This is a genomic window from Streptomyces sp. 7R007, from assembly GCF_054850255.1.
Genome location: NZ_JBTWMV010000009.1, coordinates 155,214 through 173,947, shown reverse-complemented (window position 1 = coordinate 173,947; position 18,734 = coordinate 155,214). Strand labels below are relative to the sequence as shown.

General features: G+C 73.4%; 20 protein-coding genes and 1 pseudogene. 9 read left to right on the top strand and 12 right to left on the bottom strand.

The genetic code is table 11. The features are described 5' to 3' along the window. The first annotated feature begins 16 nt into the window (after positions 1-16). Complete coding sequence (locus tag ACYF6T_RS14845; RefSeq protein WP_461696563.1) at positions 17-769, top strand: ABC transporter ATP-binding protein; 753 nt, start codon at positions 17-19, stop codon at positions 767-769. Between the two features lie 87 nt (positions 770-856). On the opposite strand, the gene ACYF6T_RS14840 is transcribed toward ACYF6T_RS14845, so the two are convergent. Next, on the bottom strand, positions 857-1,339 hold the full coding sequence (locus ACYF6T_RS14840; RefSeq protein ID WP_461696562.1) for a VOC family protein: 483 nt from the start codon (positions 1,337-1,339) through the stop codon (positions 857-859). Positions 1,340-1,422: 83 nt separating this feature from the next. Between ACYF6T_RS14840 and ACYF6T_RS14835 the strand changes: the two are divergent. From ACYF6T_RS14835 to ACYF6T_RS14825, 3 genes and pseudogenes are all read left to right on the top strand, one after another. After that, positions 1,423-2,424: pseudogene (locus tag ACYF6T_RS14835) on the top strand (epoxide hydrolase family protein); the annotation flags it as partial. Between the two features lie 107 nt (positions 2,425-2,531). Continuing rightward, a complete protein-coding gene (locus ACYF6T_RS14830) occupies positions 2,532-3,170 on the top strand; it encodes an ATP-dependent Clp protease proteolytic subunit (protein WP_461696561.1) in 639 nt (212 codons plus the stop codon). A 1-nt stretch (position 3,171) separates the two neighbouring features. Next, the gene (locus tag ACYF6T_RS14825; RefSeq protein ID WP_461696560.1) at positions 3,172-3,774 is read left to right on the top strand and encodes a ClpP family protease; all 603 of its coding nucleotides are present in this window, start codon (positions 3,172-3,174) and stop codon (positions 3,772-3,774) included. 3 nt (positions 3,775-3,777) lie between these two features. Here the strand turns inward: ACYF6T_RS14825 and ACYF6T_RS14820 are convergent, their stop codons facing one another. Further along, the gene (locus ACYF6T_RS14820) at positions 3,778-4,164 is read right to left on the bottom strand and encodes a helix-turn-helix domain-containing protein (protein WP_461696559.1); all 387 of its coding nucleotides are present in this window, start codon (positions 4,162-4,164) and stop codon (positions 3,778-3,780) included. Between the two features lie 87 nt (positions 4,165-4,251). Here ACYF6T_RS14820 and ACYF6T_RS14815 point away from each other — a divergent pair, with 87 nt between their 5' ends. Next, a complete protein-coding gene (locus ACYF6T_RS14815) occupies positions 4,252-5,034 on the top strand; it encodes a class I SAM-dependent methyltransferase (RefSeq protein ID WP_461696558.1) in 783 nt (260 codons plus the stop codon). A 10-nt stretch (positions 5,035-5,044) separates the two neighbouring features. On the opposite strand, the gene ACYF6T_RS14810 is transcribed toward ACYF6T_RS14815, so the two are convergent. After that, positions 5,045-5,623 carry a DinB family protein gene (locus ACYF6T_RS14810; RefSeq protein WP_461696557.1) on the bottom strand — a complete coding sequence of 193 codons (579 nt, stop codon included), beginning with the start codon at positions 5,621-5,623 and terminating at the stop codon, positions 5,045-5,047. 156 nt (positions 5,624-5,779) lie between these two features. Here ACYF6T_RS14810 and ACYF6T_RS14805 point away from each other — a divergent pair, with 156 nt between their 5' ends. Then, a complete protein-coding gene (locus ACYF6T_RS14805; protein ID WP_461696555.1) occupies positions 5,780-6,667 on the top strand; it encodes an RNA polymerase sigma factor SigF in 888 nt (295 codons plus the stop codon). 57 nt (positions 6,668-6,724) lie between these two features. Here ACYF6T_RS14805 and ACYF6T_RS14800 read toward each other — a convergent pair whose 3' ends face one another. Next, positions 6,725-7,180 (bottom strand): ATP-binding protein, encoded by a 456-nt coding sequence (locus tag ACYF6T_RS14800; RefSeq protein WP_461696554.1) that lies wholly within the window; start codon positions 7,178-7,180, stop codon positions 6,725-6,727. A 96-nt stretch (positions 7,181-7,276) separates the two neighbouring features. After that, positions 7,277-8,479 carry a DUF6777 domain-containing protein gene (locus ACYF6T_RS14795; RefSeq protein ID WP_461696553.1) on the bottom strand — a complete coding sequence of 401 codons (1,203 nt, stop codon included), beginning with the start codon at positions 8,477-8,479 and terminating at the stop codon, positions 7,277-7,279. Positions 8,480-8,638: 159 nt separating this feature from the next. Between ACYF6T_RS14795 and ACYF6T_RS14790 the strand changes: the two genes are divergently transcribed. Continuing rightward, positions 8,639-9,904, top strand: a complete 1,266-nt coding sequence (locus ACYF6T_RS14790; RefSeq protein WP_461696552.1) for a streptophobe family protein — start codon at positions 8,639-8,641, stop codon at positions 9,902-9,904. Here the strand turns inward: ACYF6T_RS14790 and ACYF6T_RS14785 are convergent. The 4 genes from ACYF6T_RS14785 to ACYF6T_RS14770 all read right to left on the bottom strand — a co-directional run bounded on the left by ACYF6T_RS14785 (position 9,901) and on the right by ACYF6T_RS14770 (position 14,235). Continuing rightward, entirely contained in the window at positions 9,901-10,884 is a 984-nt protein-coding gene (locus ACYF6T_RS14785) for a serine/threonine-protein kinase (protein WP_461696551.1), read from the bottom strand. The genes ACYF6T_RS14790 and ACYF6T_RS14785 overlap by 4 nt on opposite strands. Beyond that, a complete protein-coding gene (locus ACYF6T_RS14780) occupies positions 10,874-11,416 on the bottom strand; it encodes an SH3 domain-containing protein (RefSeq protein WP_461696550.1) in 543 nt (180 codons plus the stop codon). The genes ACYF6T_RS14785 and ACYF6T_RS14780 overlap by 11 nt, the downstream gene beginning before the upstream one ends. Before the next feature lie 6 nt (positions 11,417-11,422). Beyond that, on the bottom strand, positions 11,423-13,762 hold the full coding sequence (locus tag ACYF6T_RS14775; protein ID WP_461696549.1) for an ABC transporter ATP-binding protein/permease: 2,340 nt from the start codon (positions 13,760-13,762) through the stop codon (positions 11,423-11,425). A 62-nt stretch (positions 13,763-13,824) separates the two neighbouring features. After that, entirely contained in the window at positions 13,825-14,235 is a 411-nt protein-coding gene (locus tag ACYF6T_RS14770) for a hypothetical protein (protein ID WP_461696548.1), read from the bottom strand. 324 nt (positions 14,236-14,559) lie between these two features. Here ACYF6T_RS14770 and ACYF6T_RS14765 point away from each other — a divergent pair, with 324 nt between their 5' ends. Beyond that, the gene (locus ACYF6T_RS14765; protein WP_461696546.1) at positions 14,560-14,943 is read left to right on the top strand and encodes a nuclear transport factor 2 family protein; all 384 of its coding nucleotides are present in this window, start codon (positions 14,560-14,562) and stop codon (positions 14,941-14,943) included. A gap of 39 nt (positions 14,944-14,982) precedes the next feature. Here the strand turns inward: ACYF6T_RS14765 and ACYF6T_RS14760 are convergent, their stop codons facing one another. Continuing rightward, on the bottom strand, positions 14,983-15,915 hold the full coding sequence (locus ACYF6T_RS14760) for an AraC family transcriptional regulator (protein ID WP_461696545.1): 933 nt from the start codon (positions 15,913-15,915) through the stop codon (positions 14,983-14,985). Positions 15,916-16,016: 101 nt separating this feature from the next. Between ACYF6T_RS14760 and ACYF6T_RS14755 the strand changes: the two genes are divergently transcribed. Next, on the top strand, positions 16,017-17,000 hold the full coding sequence (locus ACYF6T_RS14755; RefSeq protein WP_461696544.1) for an oxidoreductase: 984 nt from the start codon (positions 16,017-16,019) through the stop codon (positions 16,998-17,000). Here the strand turns inward: ACYF6T_RS14755 and mgrA are convergent. Both mgrA and ACYF6T_RS14745 read right to left on the bottom strand, forming a co-directional pair. Next, the gene (gene mgrA / locus ACYF6T_RS14750; protein ID WP_461696542.1) at positions 16,990-17,982 is read right to left on the bottom strand and encodes an L-glyceraldehyde 3-phosphate reductase; all 993 of its coding nucleotides are present in this window, start codon (positions 17,980-17,982) and stop codon (positions 16,990-16,992) included. The genes ACYF6T_RS14755 and mgrA overlap by 11 nt on opposite strands. Before the next feature lie 104 nt (positions 17,983-18,086). Continuing rightward, positions 18,087-18,713, bottom strand: coding sequence for a TetR/AcrR family transcriptional regulator (locus tag ACYF6T_RS14745; protein ID WP_461696541.1), 627 nt, complete (start codon positions 18,711-18,713; stop codon positions 18,087-18,089). Positions 18,714-18,734 lie beyond the last annotated feature (21 nt).

Below are 18,734 nucleotides of genomic sequence, written 5' to 3'. Positions count from 1 at the left end.
CGGCGGGAGTCGACGGATGATCGAACTACGGGGTGTGGGCAAGGACTTCACGCATCGACGGGGTCACGTCGAAGCGCTTCGGGACATCGAACTGGACGCCGCGGAGGGCGAGTTCGTGGCCGTCGTGGGCCGCTCCGGCTGCGGCAAGTCGACGCTGCTGCGGCTGATCGCCGGGCTGCTGCCGCCGAGCCGGGGCGAGGTGCGGGTGGGCGGGCGCACGGTGACCGGGCCGCGCCGCGACGTGTCCGTGCTCTTCCAGCGCCCCGCCCTGCTGCCGTGGCGGTCGGTGCTGGACAACGTCCTGCTGCCGGCCGAGATCCAGGGGCAGGACGGGCACCGTGAGCGGGCCCTGGACCTGCTGGCCACCATGGGCCTCGCCGAGTTCCGGCGGCGGCTGCCGCACGAGCTGTCCGGCGGGATGCAGCAGCGGGTCGCGCTGTGCCGGTCGCTGATCCGGCGTCCGCGGGTGCTGCTCATGGACGAGCCGTTCTCCGCCCTGGACGCCCTCACCCGCGACGAGCTGTGCGCGGAGCTGCAGCGCATGCACCGCGAGCACCCGGCGACGGTCGTCCTCGTCACCCACTCCGTCGACGAGGCGGTCCTGCTCGCCGACCGCGTCGTGGTGCTCACCCCGCGGCCCGGCCGGATCCGTGCGGTCCTGGACGTCGCCGTCCCCCGCCCGCGCAGCCGCACCCCGGGCGGCCACGCCGAACAGCTGGCCGGGCTCGCGGCCGAACTGCACGCCCTGCTGCTGGGCAGCGACCGCTGAGCCGAGGCCGGGTGACCGTCAGCGGATCGGACGGGGTGCCTCCAGGCCGTCCCGGCCTCGCTCCCGGGTCCCTTCGCGCGGGTCGGCCTACTCGCCCTCGTACGCCCTGCGCAGCGCGGCGACGTCGAACTTGCCCATCGACAGGAACGCCTTGCTCACCCGGGCGGCCTTCTCGGGGTCGGCGTCGCTCACCATGTCGATCAGGTCCTCGGGGACGACCTGCCAGGACAGGCCGTACCGGTCCTTGAGCCACCCGCACGGGCCGGGCTCGCCGCCGCCCTCGGTCAGGCGGGTCCAGTAGTAGTCGATCTCCTCCTGGTCGGCGCAGAAGATCTGGAAGGACACCGACTCGTTGAACGTGAACTGCGGGCCGCCGTTGAGCGCGACGAACTTCTGGCCGTTGGCGGTGAACTCCACGGCCATCACCGCCCCGGCAGGCCCCGGCCCGGCCTCGGTGAACCGGCCGACGCGGCCGACCTCGGAGTTCTTGAAGATCGACACGTAGTAGGCCGCGGCCTCCTCGGCCTGGCCGTCGAACCAGAGACACGTGGTGAATCCGTCGGTGGTCATGAGCTCCTCCTGGTGCGTGGAACGCGGTCACCTGTACCGACCGATCCTCGTCGCGGAACTCATCGGTCACCGGGCGAGCTGATCCGGATGGCGCACCCGGTCCGTCACCAGGCCCACCGCCAGGACGTCTCCGCCCTCGGACGGCATCCGTCCCTTCGGTCCACCACTGGCGGCACGTCTACGACTGGTGCGCGGCCGAGGCGCGGCCGAACGGGTGGCCGCAGTTCACGACGCCGATCGGCGGATCGACCGTGCACTTCGCGCACGTCCGCTCGCCCGAGCCGGACGCCACGCCGCTGATCACCACGCACGGCCGGCCGGGGTCGATCGCGGAGTTCCTGGACGTGGTCGGGCCGCCGGCCGACCCGGTCGCGCACGGCGGGCAGGCGGCGGACGCCTTCCACGTCGTCGTGCCGAGCATCCCCGGGTCCGGGCTGTCCGGGCCGCCCGCGGACGGCGGCTGGCAGGCGGGGCGGATCGCCGACGCGTGGGCCGAGCTGATGCGGCGGCTGGGCTACGAGCGGTTCGGCGCCCAGGGCGGCGACTGGGGCGCGGCCGTCACCCGCGAGCTGGGCCGGGCGCATCCCGACCAGGTGATCGGCGTGCACCGGAACCTGCTGCCGGGCTCGCAGCGGGCGACGGAGCCGACCGAGGAGGAACTCGCCGCGCTCGACCCGCGGGAGCGGGCGCTGCCGTCGTGGCGCCGCTGGAGCGCGTACCTGCGCGAGGGCATCGGCCACGTCGTCCAGCGGCAGACCCGGCCGCAGACGCTCGCGTACGCGCTGACCGACGTGATGCTGTACTGGCTGACCGGCACCGCGGGCAGCGCCGCCCGCGTCTCCTGCGACCACGCCCACGCCACCGGCCGCGTCGCGCTCCCCGCCGAGCCCTCCACCGCCCCGACCGCGCTCGCCCTCTTCCCGGCCGAGCCCGAGGTCCCGCTGCGCCACAAGGGGGAGCGCACCGCGAACCTCGTGCGCTGGACGGAGTTCGACCGCGGCGGCCACTTCGCGGCGATGGAGGAGCCGGACCTGCTGGTCACGGACGTCAGGGCGTTCTTCGGGCAGCTGTGCGAGAAGGGGTGAGGGCCGCCTCTGCCCGTGGCGAATCTGCCGCGGGCAGAGAACCCTCGGCGGCGCGCCCGCCCGGGCCGACAGTGGAGTCGACGGAACGACCCCCGACGGGAGAACCGATGACTCCACTGACCGCCCTCGCGCCCCGCGCCGAGGAGGGCGACACCCCGCCCAGCCGCTTCGACGACCACCTCGCCGCCCAACTCCTCGCCCAGCGCATCGTGTTCCTCGGCACGGAGGTCAACGAGACCTCCGCCAACCGGGTCTGCGCCCAGCTGCTCCTGCTGTCGGCGGAGGACCCGCGCACCGACATCAGCCTGTACGTCAACAGCCCCGGCGGGTCGGTGCACGCGGGTCTGGCCATCTACGACACGATGCGGCTGATCCCGAACGACGTCTCCACCCTCGCCATGGGATTCGCCGCCAGCATGGGCCAGTTCCTGCTCAGCGTCGGCGCGCCCGGCAAGCGCTACGCGCTGCCCAACGCGCGGATCATGATGCACCAGCCGTCCGCCGGGATCGGCGGCACCACCGCGGACATCGAGATCCAGGCGGAGAACCTGGAGTTCACCAAGCGCACCATCGAGCGGATCACCGCCGAGCACACCGGCCAGAGCCCGGAGACCATCTCCCGGGACGGTGACCGCGACCGCTGGTTCACGGCCGAACAGGCCAGGGAGTACGGCATGGTCGACCGGGTCGTGGAGTCCCTCGTGGACGTCCGGCCCACCGCCGGCAAGCGACGGATGGGGCTGTGACATGGGCAACTACACGATTCCGTACGTCGTCGAGCGCACCGCGCACGGCGAGCGCTCCTCCGACGTGTTCAGCCGGCTGCTGTCGGAGCGGATCATCTTCCTCGGCACCGAGATCGACGACGGCGTCGCCAACGTCGTCATCGCGCAACTGCTGCATCTGGAGTCGGCGGCCCCCGAGAGCGAGATCGCGATCTACATCAACTCTCCCGGCGGCTCGTTCACCTCGCTGATGGCGATCTACGACACGATGACGTTCGTGCAGGCGCCGGTCTCCACCTTCTGCGTCGGCCAGGCGGCCTCCACCGCGGCCGTGCTCCTGGCCGGCGGGGACCCGGGGCGCCGGTTCGTGCTGGAGCACGCGCGCGTCCTGCTCGGCCAGCCCGCCAGCGGCGGCCGGCAGGGCACGGTGTCCGATCTCGCCCTGCAGGCCAACGAGATGGTCCGCATCCGCGGCCAGGTCGAGGAGGTCCTGGCGCGGCACACCCACCACGACGTCGCGACGCTGCGCGCGGACATGGACCGCGACAAGGTGTTCACCGCGCCGGAGGCGGTGTCCTACGGCCTGGCCGACGAGGTGCTCAGCAGGCGGCTGGTGGCGGTGTGACCGTCAGGCGGCCAGACACATCCCGCCGTACGGCGTCCCGGACGGGCGCCGGCCGGCGTGCCGCTGCCGGGTGAGCTCGCCCTGCGCCAGCGACAGCAGGTCGCCCAGGCCCAGGCCGAGGGCGTGCGCGGCGGCCGCGAGGACCTCCGAGGAGGCCTCCTTGCGGCCGCGCTCGACCTCCGACAGGTAGGGCATGGAGATGCGGGCGGCGTCGGCGACGTCCTTCAGGGTGCGCTCCTGCGCCAGGCGCTCGCGGCGCAGGACGTCTCCGACCAGGTCGCGCCAGAGCGGCTCGCGCGGCCGGTCCGCCGGGGCGGGCGGCGCGGGCCGGGCGGCGGCCGGCGGGCGCAGCGGGATCACGCGGGCTTCGTTCGGCGCTCGGTTGCTCACCTCTTCAGCCTAGAAGGGTTCGACTCGGGGGGAAGAGATCAGCATTCTGCTGTGGGTGAAGCGCCGAGGCGAAAAGGGGCGGGACGCGTGGCACTGCGGCATACGTTCAACCAGGCGGCCGAGCTGTACGACCGGGCCAGGCCCCGCTATCCGCGGGCGCTGGTCGAGGAGTTGGCCGCCACGGCCGGCCTCGGACCGGGCGGCAGCGTCCTGGAGATCGGCCCCGGGACGGGCCAACTCACCGTGCCGCTCGCCGAGTTCGGGTGCCGTATCACCGCCGTGGAACTGGGCCCGGCCATGGCCGCGGTGGCCCGGCGACGCCTCGCCGCGTTCCCGCACGTGGAGGTGGTCGTGGCGGACTTCGAGACGTGGCCGGTGCCGGCCGGGGCGTTCGACCTGGTGGTGAGCGCGACGGCGTTCCACTGGATCGACCCGGCCGTACGGCTGACCCGGGCCGCCGACGCGCTGCGCCCCGGCGGCAGGATCGCGATCATCACCACCGAGCACGTCGCCGGCGGCAGCACGGACTTCTTCGCCGAGGCCCAGCGCTGCTACGAACGCTGGGATCCGGCCACCCCGCCGGGGCTGGTGCTGCCGGACGCGGCCGACGTCGCCACCGACCTCGGCGAGCTCGCGGAGTACGACCGCTTCGGCCCGGTGACCGTGCGCCGCCACACCCAGGACATCGCCTACACCACCGACGAGTACATCGACGTCCTGCTCACCTACTCCGGTCACCGCGCACTGGACGACACGGCCCGCAGGGGCCTGCTGATGTGCCTGCGGCAGCTGATGGACGCCCGCCACGGCGGCCGGGTCACCAAGCGCTACCTCCACGAGCTGATCACGGCCGAGCGCACGGGAGGATGACCGCCGGGGCCTACTGCCCCACCCGCCCGTCGATGCGCTCGCGCAGGAAGTCGGCGTGGCCGTTGTGCCGGGCGTACTCGCCGATCATGTGGACCAGCACCTGGCGCAGCTCGATCGGGCAGTCCTCGTGCTCCCCGGTGATGTCCAGGCCGGGCGCCTCGGCGACGAAACGCTCCGCGAAGGCCACTTCGTCCCGCCAGGTCCGCCATGCCTCGGCCACCACCTCCGGGTCGGGCACCGCGCCCTCGAAGTCGAGGTAGGGCCGCTCGGCCGTGCGGTAGGGCGGCGGACTGTCCTGGCCGGCCATGACGCGGCGGAACCAGAAGTGCTCCACCCGGGCGAGATGGCGCACGAGTCCCAGCAGGGACAGGTCGGAGGGCGGCACCGAGCGGCGGGCCATGGCCTCGGCGTCCAGCCCTGTGCACTTCAGCCGCAGAGTGAGACGATGGTCTGCGAGGGAGCCGACGAGCGTGTCACGCTCCCCCACCTGGCCGCCGTCGCTGCGCGGATCCTCCTCGGGAGGGACGAACATGTCCCACCAACCGAAAGTCCGTTCGATCTCCGTCTGTGACCGCGTGGTGTCCGTCATACCGGCGAGCATCGGCGCCGCCGCGCCGCCGCCGCCACCCTTTTTTCACCAACCGGGCACGAAGTGGGCATGCTCCGCCGGACCCGGGGTATCCGCAAGCCACAGGAAGGATCCGAGGCAGACGTACGTCCAGTCGTGACTTTCGTGGGAGAGGACATGGATACCGCCGTGAAGCGGTCGGAGGCTGAGGTCGTGGAGAAGACCGCAGGGACCGGCACGGGTGACGGAACACTGCCGGGAATCGACCAGCCGCGCGCCGTGGCCCCACGGGACGCCCGGGAGCTGTCCCGCCAGTTCTTCCAGCGCCTCGCGGAGCTCGAAGAGGGCACCCACGAGTACCAGTACGCGCGCAACACGCTCATCGAGATGAACATGTCCCTGGTGCGCTTCGCCGCCGGACGCTTCCGCGGCCGCGGCGACGACATGGAGGACATCGTCCAGACCGGCATGATCGGCCTGATCAAGGCGATCGACCGGTTCGAGCTGTCCCGCGAGGTCGAGTTCACCTCCTTCGCCCTGCCGTACATCGTGGGCGAGATCAAGCGTTTCTTCCGCGACACCACGTGGGCCGTGCACGTGCCCCGGCGGCTGCAGGAGCTGCGGGTGGAGCTGGCCAAGGCCCGCGAGGAACTCGCCAGCCGGCTGGACCGGGAGCCCACGGTCGCCGAGCTGGCCACGCTGATGAACATCCCCGAGACCGAGGTCGTCGAGGCGCAGATCGCCGCCAACGGCTACAACTCCTCGTCGCTGGACGCGGCGCTGACCGGCGACGGCCCGGAGGGCGGCGAGGCGGTCCTGGCCGACTTCATCGGCGTGGAGGAGGACGGGCTGCGGCTCGTCGAGGACTTCCACTCGCTCGCCCCGCTCATGGCCGAGCTGGACGAACGGGACCGGCAGATCATCCACATGCGGTTCGTCGAGGAGGCCACGCAGGCCGAGATCGGCGAACGGCTCGGCTGCTCGCAGATGCACGTCTCCCGGCTGATCAAGCGGATCATCGCGCGGCTGCGGGAGGGAATGCTGGGCGAACTCGGCTGCGCGTGAGGGACAGGCACGCGCGACCGGCACCGCCGGGGCCGCCTGCGGGGACGGCTTCGGCGGTCACGCGTTGCCCAGCCGTACGACGGCGCTCACTCTCTTGCCGACCGGCACCCGCTCCACGGTGACCCGCTCCGCCAGCACATGGACTATCTCCAGCCCGTGCCGTCCGATCCGCTCCGGATCGCGCGGAAACCGGCGCGGCAGGGCCTCGCTGCTGTCGTAGACGCAGACCGTCACCGTGGTCTCCGTGCCTTCCAGCTCCAGGATGTACGGCCCGTTGCTGTGCCGGTCGGCGTTGGTGACCAGCTCACTGACGACCAGCAGCAGCTCGTCCTCGGCGCGGCCCGCGATCTCGGTGCCCCACTCGGTCCTGAGCCGTTCGACGAAGTCCGCGGCGAAGGCGCGCGCCTCGGCGATGCATCCCGGTTCACCGCTGTAGTGCGCCGCCCGCCGCAGCGGTTCCACGGGCACGTCGAAACCAGTCCGGATCACTGCCCCGCCTACGTGGTCGATCATGCGTTTCTCTCTCGGAAGCCGGCCGCGCCGGTCGATGGTGCACCAGTGCTCGTACCCCGAGCCGCGCGCCGCAGTCCCCCGACAGAGCCGGACGGGTCACACCGCCGGTGACGTGCCCGGCGATCCCGGGGCGCTGACGGTGGTGCTGTCCGAGGCGGGCGGGGGCTGCGGTGTCGAGGGCCCGGGCGACGGAGGCGAGGGCGGCGGCGGGGTCGGCGGGTGCGAGGAGGACGTACTCGTCCCCGGCGACGACGGGGCGGTCGAGGTCGGCGGGCACGGCTTCGCGGAGCCACCGGGCGCCTTGCTGCTGCCGGAGGGCGCGGAGGCGCACGGTGACGGCGACGAGGGCGACGACGTCGGGCTGGAGACGCTCACCGACGGCGAAGGCGACGCCGGCGGCCGGGCCGGCTTGTCGTGGTGCCCGGTGTCGCCGCGGTGGCGGGAGATCCACGCGTCGTGGTCCGGGTCGTACAGGACGAAGACGTTGATGATCTGCGGGGCGGGGTTGACGAAGACGACGTTCGTGGCGCTGTAGCCCGGCCACGAGTCGCCGGTCGGCTTCGGCGTGGTGCGCTGGGCGACGGGCGGGGTCAGCGGGTTGCCGCAGGCGCAGCGCACGCGGGGCACGCCGTGGCCGTCGACGAGGACGGCCGTGCCGGCCTGGAGCACGGCCTGGTAGCTGGTGGCGGCGCCGTCGCGGTAGCCGTGGTTGGTGACGCGGGTGTCCATGCGCAGTTGTACGGGGGTCAGGGCCCGCAGGTAGGCGGGGACCTCGGCGGGCTGGACGCCGGCGACCGAGGCGAACGCCTGGTTCTTGGCGGCATCCGCCCGCAGGGCCTTGATCTGCTTCTCGACGTCGCAGCTGGAGACGTTGCGGGTGCCGCCGTACAGGCCCGCGGCGCCGCCGTCGACCCCGCGGACCGCGTTGGCCGGCGCGGAGACCGTGGGGGAGGCGGAGACGGGCGGGGCGGAGCTGTCGGTGGCCGTGGAGCCGGTGAACGGGTCCGGGCCCGTCTTGGCCGCGGCCTGCAGGAAGACCTCGCCGCCGCCGCTGGTGCCGGAGCCGCCGCCGGAGCGGGTGAACACCACCGCCAGGACGACGGCGGCCACGACCGCGGTGGTGAGGACCGCGACGCGGGGCGCGGACTTCCACCAGGGGCGCCCGGGCTGCGGCGCGGGGGCGTCGCCGCCGCCGCCCGGGGGCTCGGAGGGCGGCCCCGTGGGCGGCTGGGAAGGGCCGGACAACGGTCCGGAGGGGGGTCCTGTGGGGCGGCCTGACGACGGCGGTTCGACGCTCACGGCTCTTCTTCCCGACGTGGTTACCTGCGGCTTGCCCCGAGTTGAGCCGCTTTATCGACTTATCCCCCATTGTGTGCTCTGATCCCGCGCGGCTCGCAAGCGGACGCGTACGGCCCTCCCGGCGGGCGGGGTGCGCGGGCGCTGCTTAGCGTGGCAAGGGTGAGTGCGCGAACCCTCTCCGACCTGGGCGTGGCCCGCCATGGCTGGGTGCAGGCCCTCGGCGCGGGGCTGGCGACGCTGCTCGTCATGGGAGGGGTGGCCGCCCTCGGGCTGTGGGCGGCCGGGGCGGGCGATCTGCCGCAGGGCGCCTTTCCCCGGGTGGTGGCGGCCACCGTGGTCACGGCCGTCGGCGGCACGATCGAACTCTCCGGGAACGCCGGCGCGCTCGCCGACACGCGCGCCGGGCTGACCGTCGTCCCGCTGGCCGTCACGCTGGCCGGCGCCCTCGTCCTCGCCGCCGGCTTCCTGCGCCCGCTGCGGCACCGGGCGGTCGCGGGGGCGGCGGAACTGGCCGGGTGGGCGGCCCAGGTCGCCGTCCTGTGGCTGCTCGCCCTGCTCGGCCTGGCCTTCGGTGCCCGCCAGACCTTCACCCTCTCCCTCGGCGACGGCACCCTCTCGGACCTCGGCGACCTCTTCGGCGTCACTCCGGAGGTCGGCTTCACCACGAACGTGCCGCAGACCCTCCTGTTCGGTCTGCTGTGGCTGGCCGGGGTGCTGGTGCTGGCGCTGCTGGTGGCGCGCGGGGCGCCGCTGCCGGGCCGGCTGCTGCGCTTCCAGGAGTCAGTGCGGCCCGCCGCGTACGCCATGGTGGCCCTGCTGCTGGCCTACGTCGGTCTCGGCGTCGTCATCGGACTGGTGGTGGCGGCGACCCGCGGCCACGTCGCGCAGACCCTCGCCGTGCTGCTGCTGGGACTGCCGAACCTGGTGTGGCTCGCGCTGACGCTGGGGATGGGGGCGACCTGGACCGGCCGGGTGACCGGCCCCTTCGGGCTGCCCATGCCGCACGTCCTGGACGAGGTGCTGCGCACCAAGGACACCGCCACGCTGAACGTGGGCACCCTCGCCGAGCACGACGGCCGCGCCTGGTGGCTGGTGGCCGTGGCCGCCGTACTGCTGCTGGGCGCCGCCTTCGTGATGGCGGTCCGCTCACCGGCCCGGGTGCGCGCCTGGCAGCACGCCCTGCACATGGCCCTCGCGCTGGCGGCGACGGTGCTCATGATCTGTCTGACGGGCCGGATCTCCGCCCACTACGGTCTGTCGGTGCTCGGCGTCGGCGACCTCGGCGGCGGCCTGTCCGGCACCCTGTTCCTCACGCCGAGGATCTGGACGGCGCTGGGCCTCGCCCTGCTGTGGGGCCTGGTGGCCGGGTTCCTCGGCGCCCTGCTGGCCGGGCCGGTACGGCGCCGCGGCGAGAGCGTCCTCTAGGGCCGTCGGCCGAAGGCGGGCCGGGCCCAGCGGGGCGGCGCCACGGGGCCGGTGCCCGCCACCGGCACAGCCACCTCGGTCGGCGGATGGGCGGCCGGCGCCCCGCCGGTCAGGGCGGCGCGCAGGTCGGTGACGAAGGCCAGGCAGGAGTCGTGACGGTCGTCGGGGCTCTTGGCGAGGGCCCGGGCGAACACGGCGTCGGCCCGGGGGCTGAGGTCGGGCCGGGCCTCGGTCAGCGGGGGCGGCTGGTCGTACTGGTGGGCCCACAGCAGGGCCATGTCGTCGTCGCGCCGGAAGGGCGGGTGCCCGGCGAGGGTCTCGTGGACGACGCAGGCGAACCCGTAGACGTCGCAGCGCGCGTCGACCGGGCGGCCGGAGATCTGCTCGGGGGCGACGTAGTCGAGGGTGCCGACGAACTGGCCGACGGTCGTGAAGCCGGTCAGCGACAGCGACTTCTTGGTCAGGCCGAAGTCGGTGAGATACGCGTGTTCGGGGTGGTCGCTGTCGGTGCCGCGGGCGATGAGGATGTTGCCGGGCTTGACGTCCCGGTGCACCAGCCCGTGCTCGTGGGCGGCATCCAGCGCGGAGGCGACCTGCGCGGCGATGCGCAGGGCCGTCACCGCGGGCAGCGGGCCGCGCCGGTCGAGGAGATGGCGCAGGTCGCTGCCGTCGACGTAGCGCATGGCGATGTACAGCACGCCGTCCGTCTCCCCGGCCTCGAAGACGGGCACGATGTGCGGGTGGTCGATCGCGGCCGCCGCCCGGGACTCGTGGGTGAAGCGCAGCCGGAAGGTGTCGTTGCGGGCGAGTTCCGGGGCGAGCAGCTTCAGGGCGACGGTGCGTTCCAGGCGCAGGTCGCGGGCCCGGTAGACGACGGCCATGCCGCCCCGGCCGATCTCGCGCTCGATGCGGTAGCCGGCCACCTGCCGGCCGACCAGTTCGGAGGGGCGGCCGGAGAAGAGGCTGGTGTCACGGGCCATCGGGGGTCACGACCTGGGTGGGGGCGTGGCCGGGGTGCGCGGCGGCGCGCGGCTCCTCGTCGGCGGCGTAGGTGCTCAGGCGCCGCCCGTCCGCGTGGACCCACCGCCCGTGCTCGGTGTCGTACAGCCACAGCGACTCGCCGTCGACGACGACGCCGATGCGCAGTCCGCGGGTGCGGCCGCGGAAGGACTCGCCGTCGAGGGTGCCGGCGGCGAGCTCCTCGACGGCGCCCCGGTAGCGGGCGAGGGCCTGTTCGGCACGGGCGAGCAGGGGGCGCGGGTCGTCGGCGCCGGCGAGGGGGCCGCCGGCCGCGGGCGGGTCGTCGGGGACGGCGACCAGGTAGCGGCCGTCGACCCAGGCCGACCAGCCGTTGGCGCACACGACGTGCCCCCAGTCGCCGCGCCGCTCGACGAGCTGGACCGGCAGCAGCGGGTCCAGGGGCACGGTGGGCCGGGCGGGGTCGGGGGTCTCCCAGGCGGGCATGCCGTGCCGGGGGACGACGTGGGTGGGCCGGAAGCCGGGCGCGGTCATCGGCGGCTACTTCCGCATCACGGCGGGTTCGTGCCGGCGCAGCAGCCGGGAGACGGCGAATCCGAAGACCGCCGACAGCACCAGCAGCATGGCGATGTTCAGCAGCCACACCCCGGCGGAGTGCCGGAACAGCGGGTCGGCCGTCAGCTCGCCGGGCACGATGCGCGCCAGCCCCACCGTGCCGGCCATCGCGCCCAGGGCCCAGCGCGAGGGCACCAGCCAGGACAGCTGCTCCAGGCCGGGCACGCCGTGCAGCTTCAGCAGCGCGCCGCAGAAGACCACTTGGACGATGGCGAGCAGCACCAGCAGCGGCATCGTCACCTCCTCCTTGCGCACCAGCGCGGAGACCAGCAGACCGAGCATCATCGCCGTGAACGCCAGCAAGGCCACGGCGACGGTGATTTCGACCAGCGGCGGCATCAACACGCCCTTGCCTCCGGGCGCGTTGAGGTCCACCCCGAGCAGCGCCACGAGGGTCAGCACCACCGCCTGCAGCACGGTGACCGTGCCCAGGACGACGACCTTCGACATCAGGTACGCCGATCTGGACAGGCCCACGGCCCGCTCCCGCCGGTAGATGGTGCGTTCCTTCACCAGTTCCCGCACGGCGTTGGCCGCGCCGGTCAGCACGCCGCCGACGCACAGGATGAGCAGCGCGTTCATCGCCGTCTCCTGGGTGAGCCGGCTGCCGGCGAGGGCCCGTGCCATGGCGCCCATCACGAACGGCAGGGCGATCATGATGGCGAGGAAGGTGCGGTCGGCGGCGAGGGCGGTGCCGTAGCGGCGCACCAGCGTGCCGAGCTGGGCGCCCCGGCTGCGGGGCCGGGCGGGCGGGGTGATGACGACCGGTCCGGAGCGGGGCACGCGGGGCTGGGCGGTGGCGTTGGTGACGTACTGGCGGTGGAAGGGCGAGAGCGCGAAGTCGCCCGCCCAGTCCCGCTCGCGGTCCCGTTCGAAGGACTCGAAGGCCTCCGGCCACTGCTCGAAGCCGAAGAAGGCGAGGGCGTCCCCGGGCGGGCCGTAGTAGGCGACCCGGCCGCCGGGGGCGAGGACGAGGAGCCGGTCGCACACGTCCAGGCTGAGCACGCTGTGGGTGACGACGATGACGGTGCGGCCGTCGTCGGCGAGGCCGCGCAGCATGTGCATCACCGAGCGGTCCATGCCCGGGTCCAGGCCCGAGGTCGGCTCGTCGAGGAAGAGCAGCGACGGCTTGGTCAGCAGCTCCAGGGCGACGCTGACGCGTTTGCGCTGGCCGCCCGAGAGGCTGTGCACGGGCTGGCCGGCGCGCTGCTCCAGGCCCAGTTCGCCGATCACCTCGTCCACCCTGGCCTGTCGCTCGGCCTTCGCGGTGTCCTGCGGGAAGCGCAGTTCGGCGGCGTAGGACAGGGCGCTGCGCACGGTGAGCTGGGCGTGCAGGATGTCGTCCTGCGGGACCAGTCCGATGCGCTGGCGCAACTCGGCGTAGTCGCGGTAGAGGTCGCGGCCGTCGTACAGGACGGTGCCGTGGTCGGCGGGCCGCTGGCCGGTGAGGGCGTTCAGGAGCGTGGACTTGCCGGCGCCGCTCGGTCCGACGACGGCGAGCAGGCACTTCTCCCCCACCGGGAACGACACGTGGTCCAGCAGCGTCCTGCGCCCGTGGTCGACGGCGACCGCGAGGTCCTGGACGTCGAGGGAGACCTCGCCGGTGTCGACGTACTCCTGCAGCTGGTCGCCGACGAGGCAGAGCGCGGAGTGGCCGATGCCGACGACGTCGCCGGGGCCGATCGGGGCGGCGGTGACGGGCGCGCCGTTGAGGAAGGTGCCGTTGTGGCTGCCGAGGTCGGCGATCTCGTGGCCGCCGTCGGGCAGGGCGCGCAGTTCGGCGTGGTGGCGGGAGACGACCAGGTCGTCGATGACGAGGTCGTTGTCCGGCGCGCGGCCGATGCGGACGGTGCGGGCGGGCAGCGGCCGTACGGTGGTGGGCTGCCGGAAGGTCCCGGTCAGGCCGGGCATCGAGACCGCGGAGGGCCGCTCGGGGAGCGCGGGCGGCAGGCCGAGGAGCACGGCGCGGGGGCCGTCGGAGGGGCTGCCGAAGCGGATCTCGCTGCCCGGACCCACCCCCCACTCGTGGATGCGGCGGCCGTCGGCGTAGGTGCCGTTGGTGCTGTGCTCGTCCTCGATCGTCCAGTGGCCGGCCTCGGGGCGCAGCACCGCGTGGTGCCAGGAGACGCGGGCGTCGTCGAGGACGATGTCGCAGAGGGGGTCGCGGCCGACGTGGTAGTCGTGGCCCGGGATCATCACCGTGGAGCCCGCGTCGGTCTCCAGGACGAGTTCGGGCGCGGTCGGCGCCACATGCCGCTCTGACATGCGCAGAATTCTACCGATTCGTCCGTTTGGGCGCCCGGCGCGGGAGCGCCGGGGCCGGGCGGTCAGCCGACCGGCAGGACCAGGGCCGGGATCGTCCGCTGCATGCGCAGCGCGTCGACGGACTCGGCGAGCAGTTCGTACTCGGTGGTGTCGTCGCACAGTGCGACCCGCACCAGCCGGCCGGCGGCCAGCTCGTCGGCGACCAGCTCCTGTTGGGTCACGTCGGCGCACCACAGGCGCAGGATGGCGGGGACGTCGGCCACCGTGTCGGCGACCGGGACCAGGGCGCTCGGGGGGAAGTGCGCGGCCTCGGGCTGCGGGTCTAATCGGTCGGCGATCCAGTTGGCGCGGTCACGCAGCCACCACAGGGCGAGGGCGAGGGTGGGGGCCCGGTAGGTGCCCAGGGGCACTCCGATGCGCTGCCCGCCGCAGATACCGTATGCGGTGACATGGCACAGGAATTCGTCGTGCATGGTCGATCCCCCGTCGCGCGTCGTTAGCCTGTCGGCAGACCTCTCCTTCGGTACGGCTCATGTGCGGTGCGTGATCGTTTCTTCGCTCCGTGTGAAGTCCCTGAGACTGAGTATGTTCACTACTGAAACACTGTCACCATGACTTTCCGGCCACTCTCCTGGCATATTCACAGGCGTTGTTGGCCGAAATCCGGCGGGCGTCGCCCTTACCCGAGGAGTAATCGACGCCGCGCCGGGCCGCGGGCAAGGTGGTCCCACCGGGTCGCCGGGACCGGGATCCGGGACCTGACCAGCACTTACCCCCTTGCCGGAGGTCGATCACCCATGTCCGCGAACACGAACCGTTACGAAAGCGCCGTCGCCCGTTACTTCGAGGCGTGGAACGAGCGCGAGCCCGAGCGGCGGGCGAAGGCCGTCGCCGCCGCCTGGTCCGCGGACGGCGCGTACACCGACCCCCTGGCCGACGTCGGCGGGCACGGGCCGATCGCGGCCGTGATCGCCGCGGCGCACGAGCAGTTCCCGGGGTTCGCCTTCCGGCTGACGGGGGCCGTGGACGGCCACCACGACACGGCCCGCTTCTCCTGGGAGCTGGTGAGCGAGGCGGACGGCACCGCACCGGTCGCCGGGTCGGACGTGATCACCCTGGACGCCGACGGCCGTATCCGCTCGGTGCTCGGTTTCCTCGACCGGGTGCCCGCGGGAGCGTGACGAGCGCCGCCCGGCGCCCCCGGGCGGCGCGTTGGCGGCTCAGCTCCCGGCCGCTTCCCGGTAGCGCCTGGGCGCGATGCCGACGGTCCGCTTGAAGGCGTTGCTGAAGGCGCTTTCGGAGGTGTAGCCGACCGCCCGCGCGAGTGCCGCGACCGGGGCCGTGTCCTGCCGCAGGGCACGGGCGGCCAGGCTCATGCGCCAGTTGAGCAGATACGTCAGCGGCGGCACCCCGGCCGCCTCCTTGAACCGTACGGCGAAGGTGGTCCGCGACATCGCGGCGGCCCGGGCGAGTTCCGCCAGCTGCCAGGGGTGGGCGGGGTCGCCGTGCATCAGCCTGAGCGCCGGGGCGAGACGCTCGTCGGCCAGCGCCCGCAGCCAGCCCGGCGGCAGCCCGTCGGCCTCGGTGAGGCAGACCCGCAGCACCTGCACGAAGAGCAGCTGGGCCAACTGGTCGCAGGCGAAGGCGGACCCGGCCCGCACCGTCCTCATCTCCCCCAGCAGCTGGCCGGTCAGCCAGCGCAGCACCGTCGCCTCGGGCGCGTCGCCCCGCACGTGCACCAGCTCGGGCAGCGCGCTCCGCAGCAGGTCGCCGCTGTCCCGGCTGAGGTCGATGTGCCCCGAGACGCAGACGACGTCCTCGTCCGGGCCGTCGCCGAGCCGGGCCATCCGGCTGCCGGGGTCCACGGGCACCTCCCCCGAGTCCACCGGCGCCACCCCGGGGGCACTGCACAGCACGTACGGCCGTCCGCCGTCGGAGACGACGACGTCCCCCTCGGCCAGCGGCACCGGCTCCCCGCCGTCCTCACAGGTCAGCAGACAGCCGCCGCGCACCACCGCGACGACCTTCAGCCGGTCCCGCCCGCGCAGCCTGATGGCCCAGGAACCGCCGGCCGTGAACCCGCCGGAGAGGGCACTGCGAGCGTCGGCCACGGCCAGGGCGTCGGACAGGGGGTCCACGAGATCGGAGGGCATGGCCGAACTATCGCGCAAGTACCCCGGACTCTCAAGCATTCATCGTACGGCCGGGCGGATCTACGGTGGCGAGGACGGCTCACAGCGAGGAGTACACAGCCATGACCACCGCACAGCGTCCCCTGGGTTCCGGCTTCGGCGCCGCCTCCACCGCCGAGGAGGTGATCCGGGGCTCCGACCTGACCGGCAGGGTCGCCCTCGTCACCGGCGGCTCGTCGGGTCTCGGTCTGGAGACCGCCCGGGTGCTGCGTTCCGCCGGCGCCGAGGTCGTCGTTCCGGCGCGCGACCCGGAGCGGGCGCGCGGCGCCCTGCGGGACGTGCCCGGAGCCGAGGTCGAGCATCTGGACCTCATGGACCCGGCCTCCGTCGACGCCTTCGCGGAGAAGTTCCTGGCCTCGGGGCGTCCGCTGCACATCCTGGTCAACAGCGCCGGGATCATGGCGACTCCGCTGACGCGGGACGCGCGGGGGTACGAGGCGCAGTTCGCCACGAACCACCTCGGGCACTTCCAGCTGACGGCCCGGCTGTGGCCGGCGCTGGTGGCGGCGGGCGGCGCGCGGGTGGTGGCGGTGTCGTCGCGGGGCATCCGCTTCGGCGGCGTCGACTTCGACGACCTGCACTTCGAGCGCCGCCCCTACGAGCCGTTCGTCGCCTACGGGCAGTCCAAGACCGCCAACGCGCTCTTCGCCGTGGAGCTGGACCGGCGCGGCCGGGCCGACGGCGTGCGGGCCTTCTCCGTGCATCCCGGGATCATCATCGACACCGGCCTGATCAGGCACGTCGACCCGCACGTCGTCCGGGCCTCGGGCACGGTCGACCAGGACGGCAGGCCGATCATCGATCCCGGGCGGCAGTGGAAGACCGTGCCGCAGGGCGCGGCCACCAGCGTCTGGTGCGCGACCAGCCCGCAGCTCGCCGGTCTCGGCGGCGTGTTCTGCGAGAACTGCGACATCAGTCCGCTGGTGACGCCCGGGACCGAGGCCGCCTGGTACGAGAGCGAGCGGACGCCCGGTGTGCTGCCGCGAGCCGTCGACCCAGAGGCGGCGGCCCGCCTCTGGGAGGTCAGCGAGCGGCTTACGGCCTGACGATCGCGTCAATGCGGGCCAGCTCCTCGGCGTCGAAGTCCAGCCCGCGGGTGGCCGCGACGCTGTCCTCGATCTGCTGCGGGCTGCTCGCGCCGACCAGCGCGGAGGTCACCCGGCCGCCGCGCAGCACCCAGGCGAGGGCCAGCTGGGCGAGGGTCTGGCCGCGCTCCTTGGCGATGCCGTCGAGGGCGCGCAGCCGGCCCACCAGCTCCTCGGTGACCGCGTCCGAGTTGAGGAAGGGGCTGTCGCTCGCCGCGCGCGAGTCCTCGGGGATGCCGTCGAGGTAGCGGGCGGAGAGCAGGCCCTGCTCCAGCGGGGAGAAGACGATGGAGCCGACCTGGAGCTCGTCGAGGGCGTCCAGCAGCCCCTCGTCCTCGGGGCGGCGGTCCAGCATCGAGTACCGGGGCTGGTGGATCAGCAGCGGGGTGCCCAGCTCGCCGAGGATGCGGGCGGCCTCGCGGGTCTGCTGCGCCGAGTAGTTGGAGATGCCGACGTAGAGCGCCTTGCCCTGCTGGACGGCCGAGTGCAGGGCGCCCATCGTCTCCTCCAGGGGAGTCTCCGGGTCGGGGCGGTGCGAGTAGAAGATGTCGACGTAGTCCAGGCCCATGCGCTTCAGGCTCTGGTCGAGCGAGGACATCAGGTACTTGCGGGAGCCCCACTCGCCGTACGGGCCGGGCCACATCAGGTAGCCGGCCTTGGTGGAGACGATCAGCTCGTCGCGGTGTCCGGCGAAGTCGGCCTTGAGCGCCTCGCCGAAGGCGGACTCGGCGGCGCCGGGCGGGGGGCCGTAGTTGTTGGCGAGGTCGAAGTGGGTGACGCCGAGGTCGAAGGCGCGGCGCAGGATGGCGCGCTGGGTCTCGACGGGGCGGTCGGGCCCGAAGTTGTGCCACAGGCCGAGCGAGATCGCGGGGAGCTTCAGGCCGCTGCGTCCGGTGCGCCGGTAGGGCATGTCCGCGTAACGGTCGGGGTGTGCGGTGTACAACGCGACTCCAGAGGGGTTGGTACACGAGGTGCCGGTTCCAGGGCACCGCACCCCACTCTGTCGTGACCTGCGGGCAGTGGTCCAACAGGAGAATGCGATGGGATTCAGCGGGGCGGTTTCTCAATGCGCTCCGCCGGGTCCGCGGCCGGTGCGATGCCGGCGAGGACCAGGTCGACCACGCCGTCCAGGAAGGCGTCGTCCAGTGGCTCCCGGGTCAGCAGCAGGCGCATGTGCACCGGGCCCATGAGCGCCTCGAAGGCGAGGCGGTGGTCGACGCCGGGACGCAGTTCGCCGCGCTGTGCGGCGCGGGAGAGGACGGCCGATCCGGCGGCGAAGCGGTGGTCCCAGAACCGGGCGCGGGCCTCCTCGTACTCGCTGGTGTCCTCCCGGACCGCCAGCCGCACCAGCAGCTCGCCGAGCGGGGTGCGGGCGAACGCGGCGGCCCCGTGCAGCAGCGCCTTCAGGTCCGTGCGCAGGGCGCCCGTGTCCGGCACCGGCACCTCCGTCCGGGTGCGGTCGAGCACCGCGTCCAGCGCGAGGTTGGTCCTGGTGCCCCAGCGCCGGTAGACGGAGGTCTCGTGCACCCCGGCGCGGCGGGCCACCTCGCCGATCGACAGGGCGTCGACGCCGCCCTCCAGCAGCACGTCGACGGTCGCCGCCAGGACGGCGGCGCGGACCCGGGCGCTGCGGCCGCCGGGTCTGCGGGCTCGGGGACGGCTGGGGGCGGACACCTCGTCAACGTAGCTCACCGC